Here is a 16290-nt window from a genome sequence, read left to right as displayed (position 1 = left end):
GCCGAGGCGCCTCACACCTGCGAGAGCGAGGGCGCCTCTCCGGGCATAATGGCTTGCAGCCCGCCGAAGCGGCGCTCGCGGCCATGGAAGGCGGCGAGCGCCTCGGCAAGATCGCCCGCGTCGAATTCGGGCCACATCCGCTCGGTGAAGTACAGCTCGGCATAGGCGCCTTCCCAAAGCAGGAAGTCCGACAGCCGCTTCTCGCCGGAGGTGCGGATGATGAGGTCGACGTCGCGAAGGCCAGCCTCGCCTGTGACGAGCTGCGAGAAGGCTTCACGCGTCAGGCTGGTCAGCGCGGCCGCCTTGGCCGCGGCATTGAGGATGGCGTCGCGCGCGGAATAATCGACGGCGATGCGCACATGCAGCGCGCGGCCATCGGCGGTGGCCGCCTCGGCGCGCGCGATCGCGGCGGCGATGCCGTCGGGCAGGCGATCGCGGCGGCCGATGACGGAGAGGCGCACGCCGTTCTTGACGAGGCTCTGCACTTCGTTCGCGAGGTAGAAGCGCAGCAGGGTCATCAGCGCCGCGACCTCGGCCTTCGGCCGCCGCCAATTGTCGGTGGAGAAGGCGTAAAGCGTCAGCGTGCCGATGCCCTGCTTGGGCGCGGCCTCGACGATGCGGCGGATGGTCTCGACGCCGGCCTCGTGGCCGCGCACGCGCGACAGGCCGCGCCGCGTCGCCCATCGGCCGTTGCCGTCCATGATGATGCCGACATGAAGGTTCTCGTTGCGGGACGTGATGTCACTTTGCATTGCAAAGTCTCCGGTCAAAAAAGGGGAGATCAGGTCGAGGCGATGCCGAGACGGCCGAGCGGCGGCGCTTCGCGGCCAGCGGCCTTCGCCGCGTCGCGCACCAGCCGCTCGAGCACGGCGAGATAGTCGAGGAAGCGGCGGCGGCCGGCCTTGGTGAGGCGGCAGGTGGTGTGCGGGCGATTGCCCTCGTAGCCCTTGGTCACCTCGACCAGTCCGGCTTCCTGCAGCACGGCAAGGTGCCGGCTGAGATTGCCGTCGGTGAGGCCGCAGAGCTGCTTGAGATCGCCGAACGCCAGCCCCTTGGGATGCGCCATCAGCGAGGTCAGAAGCCCGAGCCTCGCCTTCTCGTGGATCACGCGGTCGAGGCCTTCATAGGAGAAGGGCGCGCTGTCAGTCTTCGACATCGTTGTCTCCGGACGCGAAATGCAGAATGGCCGCCATCAGCGATTGGCCGATCAGGAAAGGTAGGCCCATGGTCCATGGCGACAGCGTGTGGGTTCGGCTCGCGAGCACCACGACCGCGAAGCCGGACACGAAATACCAGGCGCCGGCGAGCGCCACCGTGCGCGGCAGCGAGCGGACCGAGGCAAAGATGCCGAGCGACACCAGGATCTGCCACAGGCCCGGCAGCAGCCACAGCGTCTCGCTCGCGAACTTCCACATCACCACCGCGAGCAGAACGCCGGCAACGCCCGCCGGCAGGAACTGCTCGACCGCCTGGTGGATCATCGCGTCGGCGAGACCGGAATGATGGCGTCGCGACCGGGCGCGCATCTCGATGCCGATGATCAATCCAGACAGCGCGGCGGCGATGAACCAGCCGATGAAGAAAACGAGCGGCTCGCCGGTGGGATCATCCAACAGCCAGAATTGCAGGACGGCGGTGATGAGCGCAACAGCACCGGTCGCCGCCATCGTCGCCGGGCCGTAACCGCGGAAGGCGGTACCTGCCGCGATCTGGCTGCGGATCGTCACGATGTCGGCCAGCGCCTTGTCGAGATCGCGCATGGGCAACGCCAAAACCTCGTTCCACCCCGGCTTTCGCGGGACACCGGTCCCGTTACTTTGTACCGCAAAGTATATGGCACTGCAAAGTAAATGCAAGCCCGAATTGTTGCGGTCAGCCGAACCGACTGGTGCGGACAACTGACGGTTGCGCCTCACCTGCCCTCGCGGATAAGATGGATGCGAGTGCGTTTGCCGGGGGCTGGGGTATGTGGTTGAGGTCGTTGGTCGTTGCGTTCGTGTTGCAGGTGAGTGTGTTCGGGGCGAACGCGGCGGGGCCGTTCGGCACGGTCAAGGTCGGCAACTGGGCCGGCGGCGCATTCAGCAATGACGAGACGGGCGCGTTCTCCCATTGCGCGGCGACCGCACCTTACGCCAACGGCGTGAGTCTCTTCGTCGCGCAGAATGCGGCCGGCTCCTGGCTGCTGAGCTTTGCCAGCCCAAGCTTTCGCTTCAACAAGGGCGATACCGCGCCCATCGACTTCATCTTCGACGGCCAGGAGCAGGCGAGGTTGTTTGCGACCGCCGGCACCACCAACATGGTGACGACCATCCTGCCCCCCAACGTCGCTCGCACCTTCCAGAAGGCAAGCCTGATGGTGATCACGACCAACGGGAGCAAGCCACTCCAATTTGTGCTGACGTCGACGGCGCCCCTGATCGCGGCGCTGGCGAACTGCGTCACGCGGGTGAAGGCAGACGGGCTCGACAAGGCCGGCGATTTCACCAAGGGTGCGGCCAAGCCGGCAGCGACGGCGGAGAAGCAGACGGCAGCGCCGGCCGGCGGAAAACCCGCCCGAGCCAGGAGCGGCAGCGGCTTCGTCGTCAGCGCGAGCGGGCACGTCGTCACCAACCATCATGTGATCGACGGCTGCGTCGGCGACGTCAGGGGCAATCTCACCGGCGAAGCCGCAATGGTGCTGCGCGTCGTCTCGAGCGATGCCAACAACGACCTCGCCCTGTTGCAGGCGCCGTCGACGACGACCTTCAAGGATTTTGCCCGGATCCGCGACCGCTCGATCCGCTCCGGCGATTCCGTGATCGCGATCGGCTTTCCCTATCACGGCATCCTGACCTCGGACTTCAGCGTGACCACCGGCATCGTGAGCTCGCTCAGCGGCATGCGCAACGACTCGCGCTTCCTGCAAATCAGCGCACCCGTGCAGCCTGGCAACAGCGGCGGGCCGCTGTTCGACAACACGGGTCAGGTCGTGGGCGTGGTCACGGGCAAGATTCCAGCCTTGCGGATCGCGGTGGCGACCGGCAACATCCCTGAAAACATCAATTTCGCCATCAAGACCGGAGTGCTGCGCGATTTCCTCGACAATTCGATCGTGCCCTATCAGACCGCCGAGCCAAAGAGCGAGCTCAAGACCACCGACATCGCCACCAACGCCCGGCCGTACACGATGCTGATCTCGTGCAACGCGGCGGAGCAGGCGGAGGCGAAGCGGTAGCTATCGGGGCAAGGCACACCCTGCACCTCACCCGTAGCTGTCATTCCCCGCGAAGGCGGGGAATCCAGTACGCCGCGGCCTTTCGATTGATCACTGCCGTCTCGGAATACTGGATCGCCCGGTCTAGCCGGGCGATGACACCTTTGATGTGCGTCGAGCGCTCCCCTCACCCGTGGCAGCACGCCGCCTTCGCCGGCTGCGGCTCGTACTGGTCGCGCAGGCGCACCCAGTCCATCGGATAAGGCAGGCCTTCCTCGTGACGGCCGAGCGGGGTGAGATCGAGATATTGATATGCAGCGTTCATCATGTCGAGGCCGCGGGCGAAGCAGGAATAAGTGTGGAAGATCGCGCCGGCCTCGTCGCGGAAGAACACGCTGATGCCGGGCAGTTCGGGGCCGTAGAACGGCGTGGTCCCGAAATTGTACATCGGCTTGCCGGTCGCGACCTCTTCCTGTGAGAACGTCACGCCGTAATCGCGGTTGAAGTCGTTGCGGCCTGAGGAAACCCAGTCGAAGGTCCAGCCCATCCGCTTCTTGAAGGCTTCGAGCTTTGCGCTTGGCGCCAGCGAGACCGCAACCATGGCGGTGTCGCGCGCGGCCAAATGCGGCACCATGCGCTCGAACCCATCGGCCCAGAACGAACAGCTCTTGCAGGCCGCGTCCCAATCGGGTGCGAACATCACGTGCTGCACGATCAGCTGCGGCCGGCCCTTGAACAGATCGCCCAGGGACACAATGCCGTTCGCCCCTTCGAATGCGTACGCCTTGTCGACCTTGACCCAGGGGAGCCGGCGGCGCTCGTCGGCAAGCCGTTCGCGAGCCTGGGTCAATTCCTTCTCGTGGACCAGAAGGGCCTTGCGCGCGACGATCCATTGCTCGCGCGAAACGATCTGATGTTGCTGCATGGCGTTCTCCTTGGGGATCAGGCGACGAAAGCATCGAGCTTGTCGAAAATCGAGCTCCAGCCGCGCTGGTGGTTGTCGCGCGCGGTCTCGTCGAAGAACTGGGCGTGATGGAAGATCATCAAGGTGCCGGCAGCGTCCGGCTTCAGCGAGATCGTCACCAGCGACTCACGCTCCGGCGTCGAGTGCCAGGCCCAGGTGAAGACCAGAAGCTCGTTCAGCACCACCTCGCGATAGCGGCCGCCGGCCTCGAAGTATTCGCCGTCGTCCCCCGTGAAGCTGATGCGAAACCGGCCGCCGACGCGGACGTCGAGCTCGGCTTGAAGCGTCGCCGGCTTCATGTTCGGCGGCCCGAACCATTGCGCTAGCTGCGCGGCTTGCGTCCAGGCGGCGTAGACCTTTTGCGGCGGCGCGCGGAGCCGGCGCGTGAGCGTGAGGCTTGGTCGTTCTGCCGGGCGTTCGGCGGTGTTGGCGGTTGCGTTGGCCATGTCTCTTCCTCCACGAAGGCGGCAAGGCGATCGAGATTGTGGGACCAGAACTGCGCATAACGATTGAGCCAGTTCATCGCCTGCTCCATCGGCTGCGCGGTCAGCCGGCAGGCGACCGTGCGCCCGGTCTTCTCGCGCACGATCAGCCCGGCATCGGTGAGCACGTCGAGATGCTTCATGATCGCCGGCAGCGATACCGCAAACGGGGCCGCCAGCTCGCTCACCGACAGGCCGTCCTGCTCGCCGAGGCGCGCCAGCAAGGCACGACGCGTCGGGTCTGACAGCGCCGCAAAAGTCCGGTCCAGCGTCTCGTCCTGATACTTAACCATGTGGTTTAGTATAGACACGAGCGCGACAACGTCAAGCCGGAAGGCGCAGGCGCGGATCCGCACGAGAGCGTGATCGGGTTGCTGGCAATGCAGCCAAGAAAAAAGCCCTGCCGAACGGCAGGGCTCTCTTCCTCGTCATAACGAATTTTCTACTCGACCTTCAGGCCGGCGAAGTCGACGACCTTCTTCCACTTCTCGGTCTCGGCCTTGATCTCCTCGCCGAACGCCTCGGGCGTCTGCACCCGCGGCTCGCCGCCGAGCTCGACCAGGCGCTTGGCCATGTCGGGCTCCTTGAGCACCGTGTTGACCTCGGCGTTGAGCTTGGCGATGATTTCCTTCGGCGTGTTCTTCGGCGCGCCCATGCCGAACAACGCGCTCGCCTCATAGCCCTTGACGGTGTCGGCGATCGGCTGCACGTCGGGCAGCTGCGGCGAGCGTTCCGTGGTGGTGACGCCGATCGCGCGCAGGCTGCCGGAGCGGATGTGCTGAATGATCGAGGGCATGTTGTCGAAGATCACCTGCACCTGGCCGGCGAGCATGTCGGTGATCGCGGGCGCGGCGCCGCGATAGGGCACGTGCTGCATCTTGCAGCCGGTCATGGCCATGAACATCTCGCCGGACAGATGCACCGAGGTGCCGTTGCCGGACGAGGCCATGTTCACCTTGCCGGGATTGGCCTTCACGTACTCGATGAACTCGGCGACGTTCTTGGCCGGCACGTCCTTGTTGACGGTCATCACGTTCGGCACGCGCTGGAACGAGGCGACCGGCGCGATATCGTTCACGAAGTTGAACTTGAGATTCTTGTAGAGCGAGGCGTTGATGTAGTTGGCCGGGTTGACCAGCTGCAGCGTGTAGCCGTCGGGCTCGGCATTGATGACCGATTCGGTCGCGATGTTGTTCCCGGCGCCGGGCTTGTTCTCGACCACGAATTGCTGGCCGAGCTTTTCCGACAGGCGCTGGCCGATCAGCCGTGCCAGGATGTCCGTGGCGCCGCCCGGCGGATAGCCCACCACCCATTTCACCGGACGGGCCGGATAATCGGCGGCAAGGGCCTTCGACAGCGGGGTGGCTGCAAGCGGACTGGCGGCGAGCAGGCCCAGCGCGGTACGGCGAGTGATCATCTCAAGGGTTCTCCCAGTGTTGTTCTTGAAGTCGGATGGCTTGAAAGCCGCGTCGCTGCGGTTGTAACAAAGCTTGCCGCGTGCGGAAAGTGCGCGGGGCACATCACGACGAAAGGATGAGACATGCCGGTCAAGGTTCATGTCCTGGATCATCTCGTGATCAATGTCAGCGACGTCGCGGCAAGTGCTGCGTGGTACGGCAAGATTCTCGGCATGGAAGTCAAGATGTTCGATCCCGGCGGCGGCAAAGCGCCGCGGACTTTCCTTACATTCGGTAACCAGAGGATCAACGTCCGGCAACGCGATGCCGACAAGGTGGAGTGGTTCACCGCGAACCATCCCACGGTGGGCAGCGAAGATTTGTGCTTTCTCACCTCGGCCACGCCGGACGAGGTGGTGGCGCATTTGCGGGCACATGGCGTCGCGATCGAGGAAGGCCCCGGCCCGAGGCAAGGCGCCCGCGGCACGTTGCGCTCGGTCTATTGCCGGGATCCCGATGGCAGTTTGATCGAGATCTCGTCGTACGGGGACGGTGGCTGATAGGGCCGCCGCGCCCCCGAACGCCGTCATTGCGAGGAGCGCTTGCGACGAAGCAATCCAGACTGCCTCCGTGGAGAGAGTCTGGATTGCTTCGCTGCGCTCGCAATGACGGTGGAGAGAGCGCGCTCACGCATACCCCCGATTGCGTCCCGCGTCGTCCAATGGCAGGAAGACGCAATCATCAAAAGACAGCCGCCGGCAAGATGCGGCTGCACCGGGAGGAGCCATGCCAGTTCAACAGACCACAGCTGGAATCGTGGGCCCGTTCGACGGGCTCGACGTGCCCTGGCTGCTCAAGCTGCGCGCCGAGGTCCGGCGTGATCATCCGTTCCTGATCTGGGCGCCGTTCGACGCGCCGGCGCGGCGCTGGAGCTACGGCGAGTTTCATGATCGCGTCGGCGCGCTCGCGGCCGGCCTCGCCAGGCGCGGTGTCAAGCCGGGCCAATATGTGCTCATTCATCTCGACAATTGCATCGAGGCGATGCTGGCCTGGTTCGCCTGCGTCGAGCTCGGGGCCGTCGCCGTCACCACCAACACGCGCTCGGCGCCGGCCGAGATCGCGTATTTCGCCGATCATTGCGGCGCGGTCGCCGCGATCACGCAGCCGGCCTATGCGGAAGCCGTCGCGCAGAACTGCCGCAGCATACGCTGGCTGGCGGTGACCTCGCACGATGCGGGGGCGGCGCCCGCGCGGGGCGTCTCGCGGGGCGACAGCTTCGAATCGCTGTTCGCCGACAGTGCCGATCGTCCCCGGCGCGCGACCGATCCGCTGGCGGCATGCAGCGTGCAATACACCTCGGGCACGACGTCGCGGCCGAAGGCGGTGCTGTGGACCCATGCCAACGCGCTGTGGGGCGCCAAGATCAACGCCGCGCATGAGGACCTTCACGCCGGCGACGTGCACCAGGCCTACCTGCCCCTGTTCCATACCAATGCGCTGGCCTATTCCATGCTGGCGGCGCTGTGGGTCGGCGCCACTTGCGTGATCCAGCCGCGCTTCTCCGCCAGCCGGTTCTGGGGCGTCGCGCGCGAGCATGGCGCAACCTGGACCTCGACCATCCCGTTCTGCATGAAGGCGCTGCTCGAGCAGGATATCCCGAAAGACCACAAGTTCCGCCTGTGGGGCACCGCCATCAACGAGCCGCCGGCCTTTGCCGCCTTCGGCGTCAAGATGATCGGCTGGTGGGGCATGACCGAGACCATCACCCACGGCATCGTCGGCGAGGTGGATCAGCCCAACATCCCGATGTCGATCGGTCGCGCCGCGCCCGAATATCAGATCCGCATCACCGACGACGACGGACGGCCGACGGAGGTCGGCGACACCGGCAATCTCGCGATCAGAGGCATCCCCGGCCTGTCGCTGTTCGCCGAGTACCTGCACAACGAGAAGGCGACGCGCGAGAGTTTTGACGAGCACGGCTTCTTCCTCACCGGCGACCGCGTCGAGCGATTGGAGAACGGCTTCATCAAGTTCGGCGACCGCGCCAAGGACATGCTGAAGGTCGGCGGCGAGAACGTTGCGGCCTCCGAGATCGAGCAGGTGATCGCGCTCGTGCCGGGCGTGCGCGAGGCCGCGGTGGTGGCGAAGAAGCACCCGATGCTGGACGAGGTGCCGGTGGTCTTCATCATCCCGCAGGGCGGCGTCGCAGGCGCTGCGCCCGATCTGCATGATCGCGTGATGGAAGCCTGCCGCAAGGGCCTCGCCGACTTCAAGCTGCCGCGCGAGATCAGGCTCGTCGACGACATGCCGCGTTCGACGCTGGAGAAGGTGGCGAAGGCGGAGCTGCGGAAGCTGGTGGGGTGATCTCGTAGGTGGGTTAGCCGAAGGCGTAACCCACCTACTTCGTTCGGCAATTGCGGAGGCATGGTGGGTTACGCCTGGCGCCTGCGCTTCGCGCAGCCGCGAGGCTAACCCACCCTACGACTACGGCATCCCGACTAGAACGACCCCAGCGCGACCGGGCGGAACGCCTGCAGCAGCTGCTGGTCGAGCTTGCCGCCCATGCCTTCCATCATCGTGAAGGCGCGGGAGTGGGTGAAGGGCATGCGGTAGGCGCGCTTCTCGACGAGCGCGGCGTAGATGTCGACGATTGTCGTCAGGCGCACGATGTCGCTGATCTGGTTCGACGACAGGCCGTTCGGATAGCCGGAGCCGTCGAGGAATTCGTGGTGATGCAGCACCACGTCCAGCATCTCCGGCGGGAAGCCGCCTTGCGCGGCGAGCGCATCATAGCCGCGGCGCGGATGCTGGCGGACCTCAGCCATCTCCTCGTCGGTGAGCTTGCCGGGCTTGTCGAGCAGCCAGGCCGGAACGAAGGCCTTGCCGACGTCGTGCAGCAGCGCGGCGCGGGTCAGGCGGCGCTGGTCGTCCTCGCGCATGCCGAGATGCTGGGCGAAGGCGACGGCGAAGCCGGTGACGAACAGGCAATGGCGGTAGCTGCCGACATGGTGACAGCCGACCGTGGTGAGCCATTCCCGCAGCGAGGAATGCTTGATCGCCTTCAGGATCTTGCTTTCGGCGGCGATGACGTCATCGAAGGTCAGGGGCACGCCGAGTGGCAGCTTCTCGAACATCTTGGTCAGCACCGCATGCGCCGCCTCGACGCCGCGGTTGAGCGTCTTGCCGCGATCGGTCGCGTCATAGGCCGCGGTGTCCGGGAAGGCGGCGCGAATGCGCTGCAGGATGGCCTCGGCCTGGAGCGGCCTTGAGATGGTGTCGGTGGCTCCTAACGCCCAGGCCTGCATGGTGCCGTGATGCAGGGCGTCCGCGAGCACGAACAGCCGCGGCATCGAACGATAGGCATCGCCGCGCAGTTTGTTGCGCACCCGCTGCACGCTGTCGGGCGAGCGCAGGTTGATGTCGACCACGAGCCCGGAGAGATCGCGCGAGGGCTGGGCGGGGATCTCGTCCGTCTTCACCGTGGAGACGTCGCCGACCGCCTTCAGGATGCTGGCGAGCTCGCTGCTCCCGTCGCTCCGATCGGAGGCGAGCAGGAGCCGGCGTTTGGCGGCGGATTTGGCTGTGGCGTTCATGGCTTCCCCCACAAGGACCGGGAACTCGGGCGTATTGGCCGATGAGCCTAAGCTGGTTCAGGTTCTCTGGCCCTTAAGAGGCGTGCTCAATGGAACCTTGGGGAATTGCACGCAATTTTACGGATTGGGGTTCAGAGGGGAAATTTCACAACCGGCGAAAACAACCCCATGCACAGTAGAACGGGCATTGATGGATAAGGGGAATTTTGGGACGCTATCGCACCGCCCTCCGCTGTCGTCGCCCAGCTTGACCGGGCGACCCAGTACGCTGAGACGGTCCGGCTGAAACCGAGAAGCCACGGCGTACTGGATGCCCCGCCTTCGCGGGGCATGACGGTGAGGGTGCCCCCAAACAAATCCGCCGGAGGTTGGCTCCGGCGGATCATCTCATTCGGCATCGCAGCGCGGCTTACGCCTTCATGCTCGCCTTCACGGCTTCCGCGGTGATCGGCAGGGCGCGGACGCGGGCGCCGCTGGCATTGAAGATGGCGTTGCCGATGGCCGGCGCGACCACGGTGACCGCGGGCTCGCCGACGCCGGTGGCCTTCTCGCCATTGGCGATCACGGCGATCGCGACCTCGGGCGTCTGGCTCATGCGCAAGGGCGTGTAACCATCGAAATTGGTCTGCTCGATGCCACCGTCCTTCAGCGTCGCCTTCTCGTACATCGCCAGCGACAGGCCCCACAGCGCCGCACCCTCGACCTGGGCGCGGACATTGTCGGGATGCACCTGCGTGCCGACGTCGGTTGCGACCGTGAGCTTCTTCACGGTCACCTCCCCCGACGGCGCGACGGCGACGTGAGCCACGCACGCCGTCCAGCTCGCGGTCGCCCGCTCCTGCGAGGAGACGCAGGCGACGCCCATGCCCTCGCCTTTCGGCAATTGCTTGGTGCCGTAGCCGGACAGTCCCATCGCGGCGAGCAGCGTGTTGCGCAAGCGCTGCGCGCCGCCGTCGTTCTTGCCGGCGCCGTCGAGCAACGAGATGCGGAACTGGGCGGGATCCTTGCCCGTCGCCGCCGCGATCTCGTCGATCATGCTTTCGACCGCCCAGAAGGTCCAGCCCGGCGCCACCGAGCGAAGCTGGCCGGAGGGCGTGGCGTTGTGCGCGAGCTCGTTCTTGATCGCGCGCACATAATGGTTGGGCACGGTGTAGAAGAAGTCCGCCCCGTTCACCGTAAAGGAATCGAGCGGGCCCTTCTTGTCGACCGAGGGCGTCAGGAAATCGGGGATTCCCCAGCGCGCGGTCGGCCAGGCCGAGACCACGTCGTGGCTGATCGCAATGAGCTTGCCATCGCCGTCCACGCCGGCCTTGACCTTCTGGTAGGTGAGGGGACGCGAGAAATCCATCGTCATGTCGTTCTCGCGCGAATAGATCACCTTCACCGGCTTGCCGACGGCCTTGGCCGCCTGCACCGCCGGAATCATCATGTCGGCATCGAGACGCCGGCCGAAGCCGCCGCCCAGCCACATCTGGTGCATGACCACGAATTTCGGATCGATCCCGGCAGCTCCCGCCGCGATCGCGCCGGAGCGCGTTGCGAACTGGTTGCCGGAATAGATGTGCAGGATGTCGCCCTTGAACTCCGCGGTGGCGTTCATCGGCTCCAGCGGCGCATGGATGTTGATGCTGGTGGTGTATTCCGCCTCCACCACCTTGGCCGCCGAACCGAAGGCTGCATTGGGATCGCCGTCCTTGACGAAGAACTGGCCGGAATCGTCCAGCTTCTGCAGCCGCTTGGCCTCGTCGAGCAGCGACTGGCTCGACACTTTCGCATTCGGACCCGCGTCATAGGCGATCTTCAGCGCCTGGGCCGCCTTCTTGGCGTTGGCATAGGTGCTGGCGACGGCGACGACCCAGCCCGACGTCGTTGCGGTCTTGTCGTCGAGCGTGACGGCCTTGATGAAGCCCGGCACCTTCTTTGCCGCGCTGTCGTCGACCGATTTCACGGTGGCGCCAAAGCGCACCGGCGGCGTGACCAGGGCGCCATAGGCCATGCCCGGCAGCATCACGTCGATGCCGTACTTGGCCGTGCCGTTGGTCTTGGAGGGGATGTCGAGCTGCGGAACCGAGACGCCGATCATGGTGTACTGGTCCGGCGATTTCAGCTTGATCGCCTTCAGCTCGTCGGGCGAGAAGGTTTTCGTCGCCTTGCCGCTTTTCACGACATCGGCAAACGACATCTGCTTCTTCGATTTCGGATGCACGATCATGGAATCGCGCACCACGAGCTCCGATGCCGGCACGCCCATGGCGGCGGCGGCACCTTCGGTCAATGCGATGCGACCGGCGGCGCCGGCCCGGCTCATCGCTTCGAAGTTCATCATGGTCGACCAGCTGCCGCCGGTGATCTGCGCGCCCAGCACGGGATCGTTGAACTTGGGATCGTTGGAGGCGAGCGCTACGCGCATGTCGCTCCATTTCGCGCCCAGCTCCTCGCAGACGATCTGCGCCATGGTGGAGGCGATGTGCTGGCCCATATCCGCCTTGCCGCAGGTCACGGTGACCAGCCCGTCCGGCGAGATCGCGTACCACACGCTCGGCTCGAAATTGGCGGGCGCGGCGGCTGCCGATTCGATGCCGGGCACGCCGGCATAACCGAGCACGAGGCCGGTCGCGGCGGTGCCGACGAGGAAGGAGCGGCGGCTGAGATCCGTCGTCTCGGGTGCCAATTTCTTCACATGCTCGTTCATGTGGGCCTCCGCTCGCTCGAGGTGGCCGAGGCGGTGCGCATCTCGGATGCGGCGCGCATGATCGCCTTCTGGATCCGCGAATAGGTCATGCAGCGGCAGAGATTGCCGTCCATATGGGCGACCACCTCTTCCTTGGTCGGATTGGAATTCTTGGCGAGCAGCGAAGCCGCCTGCATGATCTGGCCGGACTGGCAGTAGCCGCATTGCGGCACCTGCTCGGCGATCCAGGCCTTCTGCAAGGGATGATCGCCCTTGGCGGAGAGACCTTCGATAGTGGTGATCTTCTTGCCGGCGACGTCACCGACCATGGTCTGGCACGAACGCACGGCTTCACCGTTGACGTGCACGGTGCAGGCACCGCACAGCCCGGCACCGCAGCCGAACTTGGTGCCTGTCATTTGCAATTGCTCGCGGATCGCCCAGAGGAGCGGCGTGTCGTTCGCCGCATCCACGGACAGACTCCGCCCGTTGATGGTGAGAGTTGGCATAGGCGTCTTCCCCTGCCGGTGCATGAAGCCGCTTACGGCGGCAATTTGAATGGCGGACGCCCACCGGGCTGGCGTCAGCCTTGCCGGCGAGAATGATCGCGTTCCGGCGCGGAGGCAAATGCAATTTGGAACGAGTCGAAAAAGCGCTCGCCACACTCGCCCGTTGTGCGCCGCGCCAAGGGCGTCGACGCAGCCACTGGACACAACAGCGCATGCCTCCGGCATGCGTGCTACGGATTCAGGCAGTTTCTTCGAGGTAACTTGGCGAGCTAAGGTGCAGCTGCCGCCGCTTTCTTCCTTCTCCCCTTGTGGGAGAAGGTGGCGCGAAGCGCCGGATGAGGGGTTGTATCCGCGCACTCGCATTGAGAGAGTCATGCGCGGATAGAGACCCCTCACCCGGCTTCGCTTTCAGCGAAGTCACCCTCTCCCGCAAGGGGAGAGGGTGCCGCGGTGTCGTGGCGAGGAGAAAGAAAGGGCGGGAAGCAATGCCGGAGATCAATCGCGACGGCGTCAACATCTACTACGAGGTTCATGGCAACGGGCCGCCGCTGCTGCTCACGCACGGCTATTCCTCAACGTCGGCGATGTGGCATGGGCAAATCGACGCGCTGGCGAAGGACCACACGCTGATCCTGTGGGACATGCGCGGCCACGGCCAGTCCGATTACCCTGACGATGCGAGTGCTTATAGCGAAGACCTCATGGTCGGTGACATGGCGACGATCCTCGATGCGGTCGGCGCGAAGCGCGCCATCATCGGCGGGCTTTCGCTCGGCGGCTACATGTCGCTGGCGTTCTACCGCGCACATCCGGAGCGGGCCCGCGCGCTACTGATCATCGACACCGGCCCCGGCTTCAGGAAGGACGATGCGCGCGAAGCCTGGAACGCGCGAGCGCTCGCCACGGCCGACCGGCTCGACCGCGAAGGCCTCGATGTGCTGAAATCGGCGACGCGCGAGCGCGCCACCGCGAACCATCGCAACGCCAGGGGCCTTGCGCTCGCCGCGCGCGGCATGCTGACCCAGCGCGATGCGCGCGTGATGGAGCTGTTGCCTGAGATAAAGGTGCCCAGCCTGATCGTGGTCGGCGCCGACGACACCCCGTTCCTCGCCGCGTCCGACTACATGGCCGCGAAAATCCCCGGCGCACAAAAGGTCGTGATCCCCGCGGCCGGACACGCCGTCAACATCGATCAGCCCGAGGCTTTTGTTGACGCGGTCGTGCCTTTCCTGAAGAACTTGCCTGCATAGGCCGATCGACCAGGGACACAGGCGATGAAGCTGATGATGCTGGCTGCGGGCACGATGTTGCTGTCGCTCTCTGCGCAGGCCGAGCCGATCGGCGCCGTGCCGCCGCGCCAGCCCTTCGTCACGACCTTGTCGAACAACATTCCGCTCGCCTTCGGCATGGATGCCGAACAGACCGCGCGCGCCCTCGGGCAGAAGCTGCAATATGTGCGGGGACGTCCCGGCCACGAGATCTATCTCGCCTTGCGCAACATCGGCGGCAGCGGCCTGATCCCCTATCGCCATCGCCTGTTCCTGCAATTCCGCCACGGCCGGCTGGCCGGATGGAAGGAGGATTACGGCGAGAACTGGATGTGGGAGTGAGGTGTTACCCCTCATCCTGAGGAGCTTGCACAGCAAGCGTCTCGAAGGATGCAGGCCCGGCTGCTGCATCTCGGCCTTTCATCCTTCGAGACGCGCGCAGGTGCGCGCTCCTCAGGATGAGGGGAGAGAGCTGAATTTCGGATCGACAACCAAGAAGGACAACCCGCGTGGGACAGGACATCAAGCTGACGGCCTCGGACAATTTCCAGCTCGGCGCCTATCGCGCGGATCCCGCCGGCACGCCGAAGGGCGCGGTGGTGGTGATCCAGGAGATCTTTGGGGTCAATCACCACATCCGCTCGGTCTGCGACCGCCTCGCCGGGGAAGGCTATGTCGCGATCGCGCCGTCGATCTTCGACCGGACGGCGCCGAACTTCCAGTCGGGCTATTCGCCCGACGAGATCGCGGAGGCGCGCAAGTTCGTGGCCAACCCGGACTGGGCCGCGATGCTGCGCGACACGCAAGCTGCGATCGATGCGGTGAAGAGCGTCGGGCCCGTCGGCATCATCGGCTTTTGCTTAGGCGGCAGCATCGCCTTCGTCGCGGCGACGCGATTGACCGGCCTGAAGGCCGCGATCGGCTATTACGGCGGCGCCGTCGTTCGCTTCGCCGACGAGACGCCGAAGGTGCCGACCCAGCTGCATTTCGGCGAAAAGGATGCCGGCATTCCGCTCGCCGACGTCGAGACCATCAAATCGAAGCGGCCGGATGTGGAGGTCTTCATCTATCCAGGCGCCCAGCATGGTTTCCATTGCGACGAGCGCGCCAGCTACGACAAGGCCAGCGCCGACATCGCCTGGCCGCGCAGCATGGCGTTCTTCGCGAAGCATTTGACGAAGTAGCGCGCGGCTCTTTCCACTGTCATTCCGGGGCGCGCGCAGCGCGAGCCCGGAATCCATCGTGCGTCAGCGTTCGTGGATGAATGGATTCCGGGCTCGCGACTTCGTCGCGCCCCGGAATGACGGGAGGATAGTGCCTGGGCTTGAGCCCTAGAACCAACGCTCGCCGACGAACACGGTGTCGCCGGGCGCGAGCGGCGTGCCGAGCGGCACCACCGCGCGCATGGCGCCGCCGTTCTCGGTGTGCGTGACGGTGACCATGTCGCGCTTGGCGCGCGGGGAGAAGCCGCCGGCGATGGCGACCGCGCTCTCGACCGTCATATTCGGCACGTAGGGATATTGGCCGGGCGCGAGGACCTCGCCGAGGATGAAGAACGGACGATAGGTCTCGATCTCGACCGCCACCGAAGGCTCGCGGATGTAGCCGTTGCGCAGGCGTGCGGCGATCTCGCCGGCCAGCCCCGCCGTGGTGCGGCCGCGAGCGGGGACCGCGCCGATCAGCGGCATGGTGATGGAGCCGCCGGCGTCGATCGCATAGCTGTTGGTGAGACCTTCCTGGCCGTAGACCACGACGCGGAGCTTGTCGCCGGCGTCGAGATGGTAGGAGGGGCCATTGCGCACCGGCACCGCCATCGGCGCGGCGTAGCCGACAGGCATCGGTGCGGGCGAAGCGGCAAAGGAATTGCTGAGCGCTGCGATCGCGCCACCGCCGTTATTGGCGACGACGACCGGCCGCGGCGCATTATAGGGCTGGCCATAGGCCATGGCATCGAGATCGGGACGAGGCTGCACCATCGCGACGGGAGTTGCGGTCTGCATGCAGCCGCCCAAAGCGAGCGCGGCGGACGCTGCCAAGGACGCCAAGTTCGACCATCGAAACGCGCGTGCAACCGGCACCGGACCCATCCTCGAAACGAGACGGCTCCAGTGATGCACCGGTTATGGTTAATAAAGCGTTGAGTGGGGCTCCAACCCTCCCCTGGAGGGGGAGGGTAAGAGGCAGCGCTGTTACGCGGCGCCAGCTGCAGG

At 65.5% G+C, this 16290-nt stretch carries 16 protein-coding genes and 1 pseudogene; 6 read left to right on the top strand and 11 right to left on the bottom strand.

What is annotated here, in order from left to right:
- Positions 1 to 11: 11 nt before the first annotated feature.
- Genes I6F21_RS26205 through I6F21_RS26195 form a run of 3 tightly spaced genes read right to left on the bottom strand, consistent with a single transcriptional unit; the run spans position 12 to position 1760 of the window.
- Positions 12 to 752 (bottom strand): di-trans,poly-cis-decaprenylcistransferase, encoded by a 741-nt coding sequence (locus tag I6F21_RS26205; protein ID WP_225183663.1) that lies wholly within the window; start codon positions 750 to 752, stop codon positions 12 to 14.
- Between the two features lie 29 nt (positions 753 to 781).
- Positions 782 to 1156, bottom strand: a complete 375-nt coding sequence (locus I6F21_RS26200) for a transcriptional regulator (RefSeq protein ID WP_025033235.1) — start codon at positions 1154 to 1156, stop codon at positions 782 to 784.
- The gene (locus I6F21_RS26195; RefSeq protein WP_036002509.1) at positions 1143 to 1760 is read right to left on the bottom strand and encodes a hypothetical protein; all 618 of its coding nucleotides are present in this window, start codon (positions 1758 to 1760) and stop codon (positions 1143 to 1145) included. The genes I6F21_RS26200 and I6F21_RS26195 overlap by 14 nt, the downstream gene beginning before the upstream one ends.
- Positions 1761 to 1966: 206 nt before the next feature.
- Between I6F21_RS26195 and I6F21_RS26190 the strand changes: the two genes are divergently transcribed.
- A complete protein-coding gene (locus tag I6F21_RS26190) occupies positions 1967 to 3214 on the top strand; it encodes a serine protease (RefSeq protein ID WP_225183662.1) in 1248 nt (415 codons plus the stop codon).
- Between the two features lie 166 nt (positions 3215 to 3380).
- Here I6F21_RS26190 and I6F21_RS26185 read toward each other — a convergent pair whose 3' ends face one another.
- From I6F21_RS26185 to I6F21_RS26170, 4 genes and pseudogenes are all read right to left on the bottom strand, one after another.
- Positions 3381 to 4118: a thioredoxin family protein gene (locus tag I6F21_RS26185; RefSeq protein WP_225130185.1), complete on the bottom strand. Its 738-nt coding sequence runs from the start codon at positions 4116 to 4118 to the stop codon at positions 3381 to 3383.
- Between the two features lie 17 nt (positions 4119 to 4135).
- Positions 4136 to 4471, bottom strand: a pseudogene (locus tag I6F21_RS26180) (SRPBCC domain-containing protein); the annotation flags it as partial.
- Positions 4472 to 4479: 8 nt separating this feature from the next.
- Entirely contained in the window at positions 4480 to 4995 is a 516-nt protein-coding gene (locus I6F21_RS26175; protein ID WP_225183661.1) for a metalloregulator ArsR/SmtB family transcription factor, read from the bottom strand.
- Positions 4996 to 5081: 86 nt separating this feature from the next.
- Positions 5082 to 6056, bottom strand: a complete 975-nt coding sequence (locus I6F21_RS26170) for a tripartite tricarboxylate transporter substrate binding protein (protein ID WP_225183660.1) — start codon at positions 6054 to 6056, stop codon at positions 5082 to 5084.
- Between the two features lie 123 nt (positions 6057 to 6179).
- On the opposite strand from I6F21_RS26170, the gene I6F21_RS26165 reads away from it, so the two are divergent.
- A complete protein-coding gene (locus I6F21_RS26165) occupies positions 6180 to 6596 on the top strand; it encodes a VOC family protein (RefSeq protein WP_225183659.1) in 417 nt (138 codons plus the stop codon).
- A gap of 226 nt (positions 6597 to 6822) precedes the next feature.
- Positions 6823 to 8403, top strand: coding sequence for an AMP-binding protein (locus tag I6F21_RS26160; protein WP_225183658.1), 1581 nt, complete (start codon positions 6823 to 6825; stop codon positions 8401 to 8403).
- A gap of 134 nt (positions 8404 to 8537) precedes the next feature.
- On the opposite strand, the gene I6F21_RS26155 is transcribed toward I6F21_RS26160, so the two are convergent.
- The 3 genes from I6F21_RS26155 to I6F21_RS26145 all read right to left on the bottom strand — a co-directional run bounded on the left by I6F21_RS26155 (position 8538) and on the right by I6F21_RS26145 (position 12812).
- Positions 8538 to 9632 (bottom strand): HD domain-containing phosphohydrolase, encoded by a 1095-nt coding sequence (locus I6F21_RS26155; protein ID WP_036024045.1) that lies wholly within the window; start codon positions 9630 to 9632, stop codon positions 8538 to 8540.
- 409 nt (positions 9633 to 10041) lie between these two features.
- A complete protein-coding gene (locus tag I6F21_RS26150; protein WP_225183657.1) occupies positions 10042 to 12324 on the bottom strand; it encodes a molybdopterin cofactor-binding domain-containing protein in 2283 nt (760 codons plus the stop codon).
- Positions 12321 to 12812, bottom strand: coding sequence for a (2Fe-2S)-binding protein (locus tag I6F21_RS26145; RefSeq protein WP_225183656.1), 492 nt, complete (start codon positions 12810 to 12812; stop codon positions 12321 to 12323). The genes I6F21_RS26150 and I6F21_RS26145 overlap by 4 nt, the downstream gene beginning before the upstream one ends.
- Positions 12813 to 13297: 485 nt before the next feature.
- On the opposite strand from I6F21_RS26145, the gene I6F21_RS26140 reads away from it, so the two are divergent.
- The 3 genes from I6F21_RS26140 to I6F21_RS26130 all read left to right on the top strand — a co-directional run bounded on the left by I6F21_RS26140 (position 13298) and on the right by I6F21_RS26130 (position 15264).
- On the top strand, positions 13298 to 14062 hold the full coding sequence (locus tag I6F21_RS26140) for an alpha/beta fold hydrolase (RefSeq protein ID WP_225183655.1): 765 nt from the start codon (positions 13298 to 13300) through the stop codon (positions 14060 to 14062).
- A 24-nt stretch (positions 14063 to 14086) separates the two neighbouring features.
- Positions 14087 to 14422 carry a hypothetical protein gene (locus tag I6F21_RS26135; protein ID WP_036024065.1) on the top strand — a complete coding sequence of 112 codons (336 nt, stop codon included), beginning with the start codon at positions 14087 to 14089 and terminating at the stop codon, positions 14420 to 14422.
- A 167-nt stretch (positions 14423 to 14589) separates the two neighbouring features.
- Positions 14590 to 15264 carry a dienelactone hydrolase family protein gene (locus tag I6F21_RS26130; RefSeq protein ID WP_225183654.1) on the top strand — a complete coding sequence of 225 codons (675 nt, stop codon included), beginning with the start codon at positions 14590 to 14592 and terminating at the stop codon, positions 15262 to 15264.
- A 147-nt stretch (positions 15265 to 15411) separates the two neighbouring features.
- Here I6F21_RS26130 and I6F21_RS26125 read toward each other — a convergent pair whose 3' ends face one another.
- A complete protein-coding gene (locus tag I6F21_RS26125) occupies positions 15412 to 16158 on the bottom strand; it encodes a polysaccharide biosynthesis/export family protein (RefSeq protein ID WP_036002627.1) in 747 nt (248 codons plus the stop codon).
- Positions 16159 to 16290 lie beyond the last annotated feature (132 nt).

The sequence above is a fragment of the Bradyrhizobium sp. NBAIM03 genome (genome assembly GCF_020194055.1).
In the GTDB taxonomy this organism is placed as follows: Bacteria; Pseudomonadota; Alphaproteobacteria; order Rhizobiales; family Xanthobacteraceae; genus Bradyrhizobium; species Bradyrhizobium yuanmingense.
Note: the sequence above shows the minus strand (reverse complement) of the source record. Positions and strands in the feature narration are given on the sequence as shown.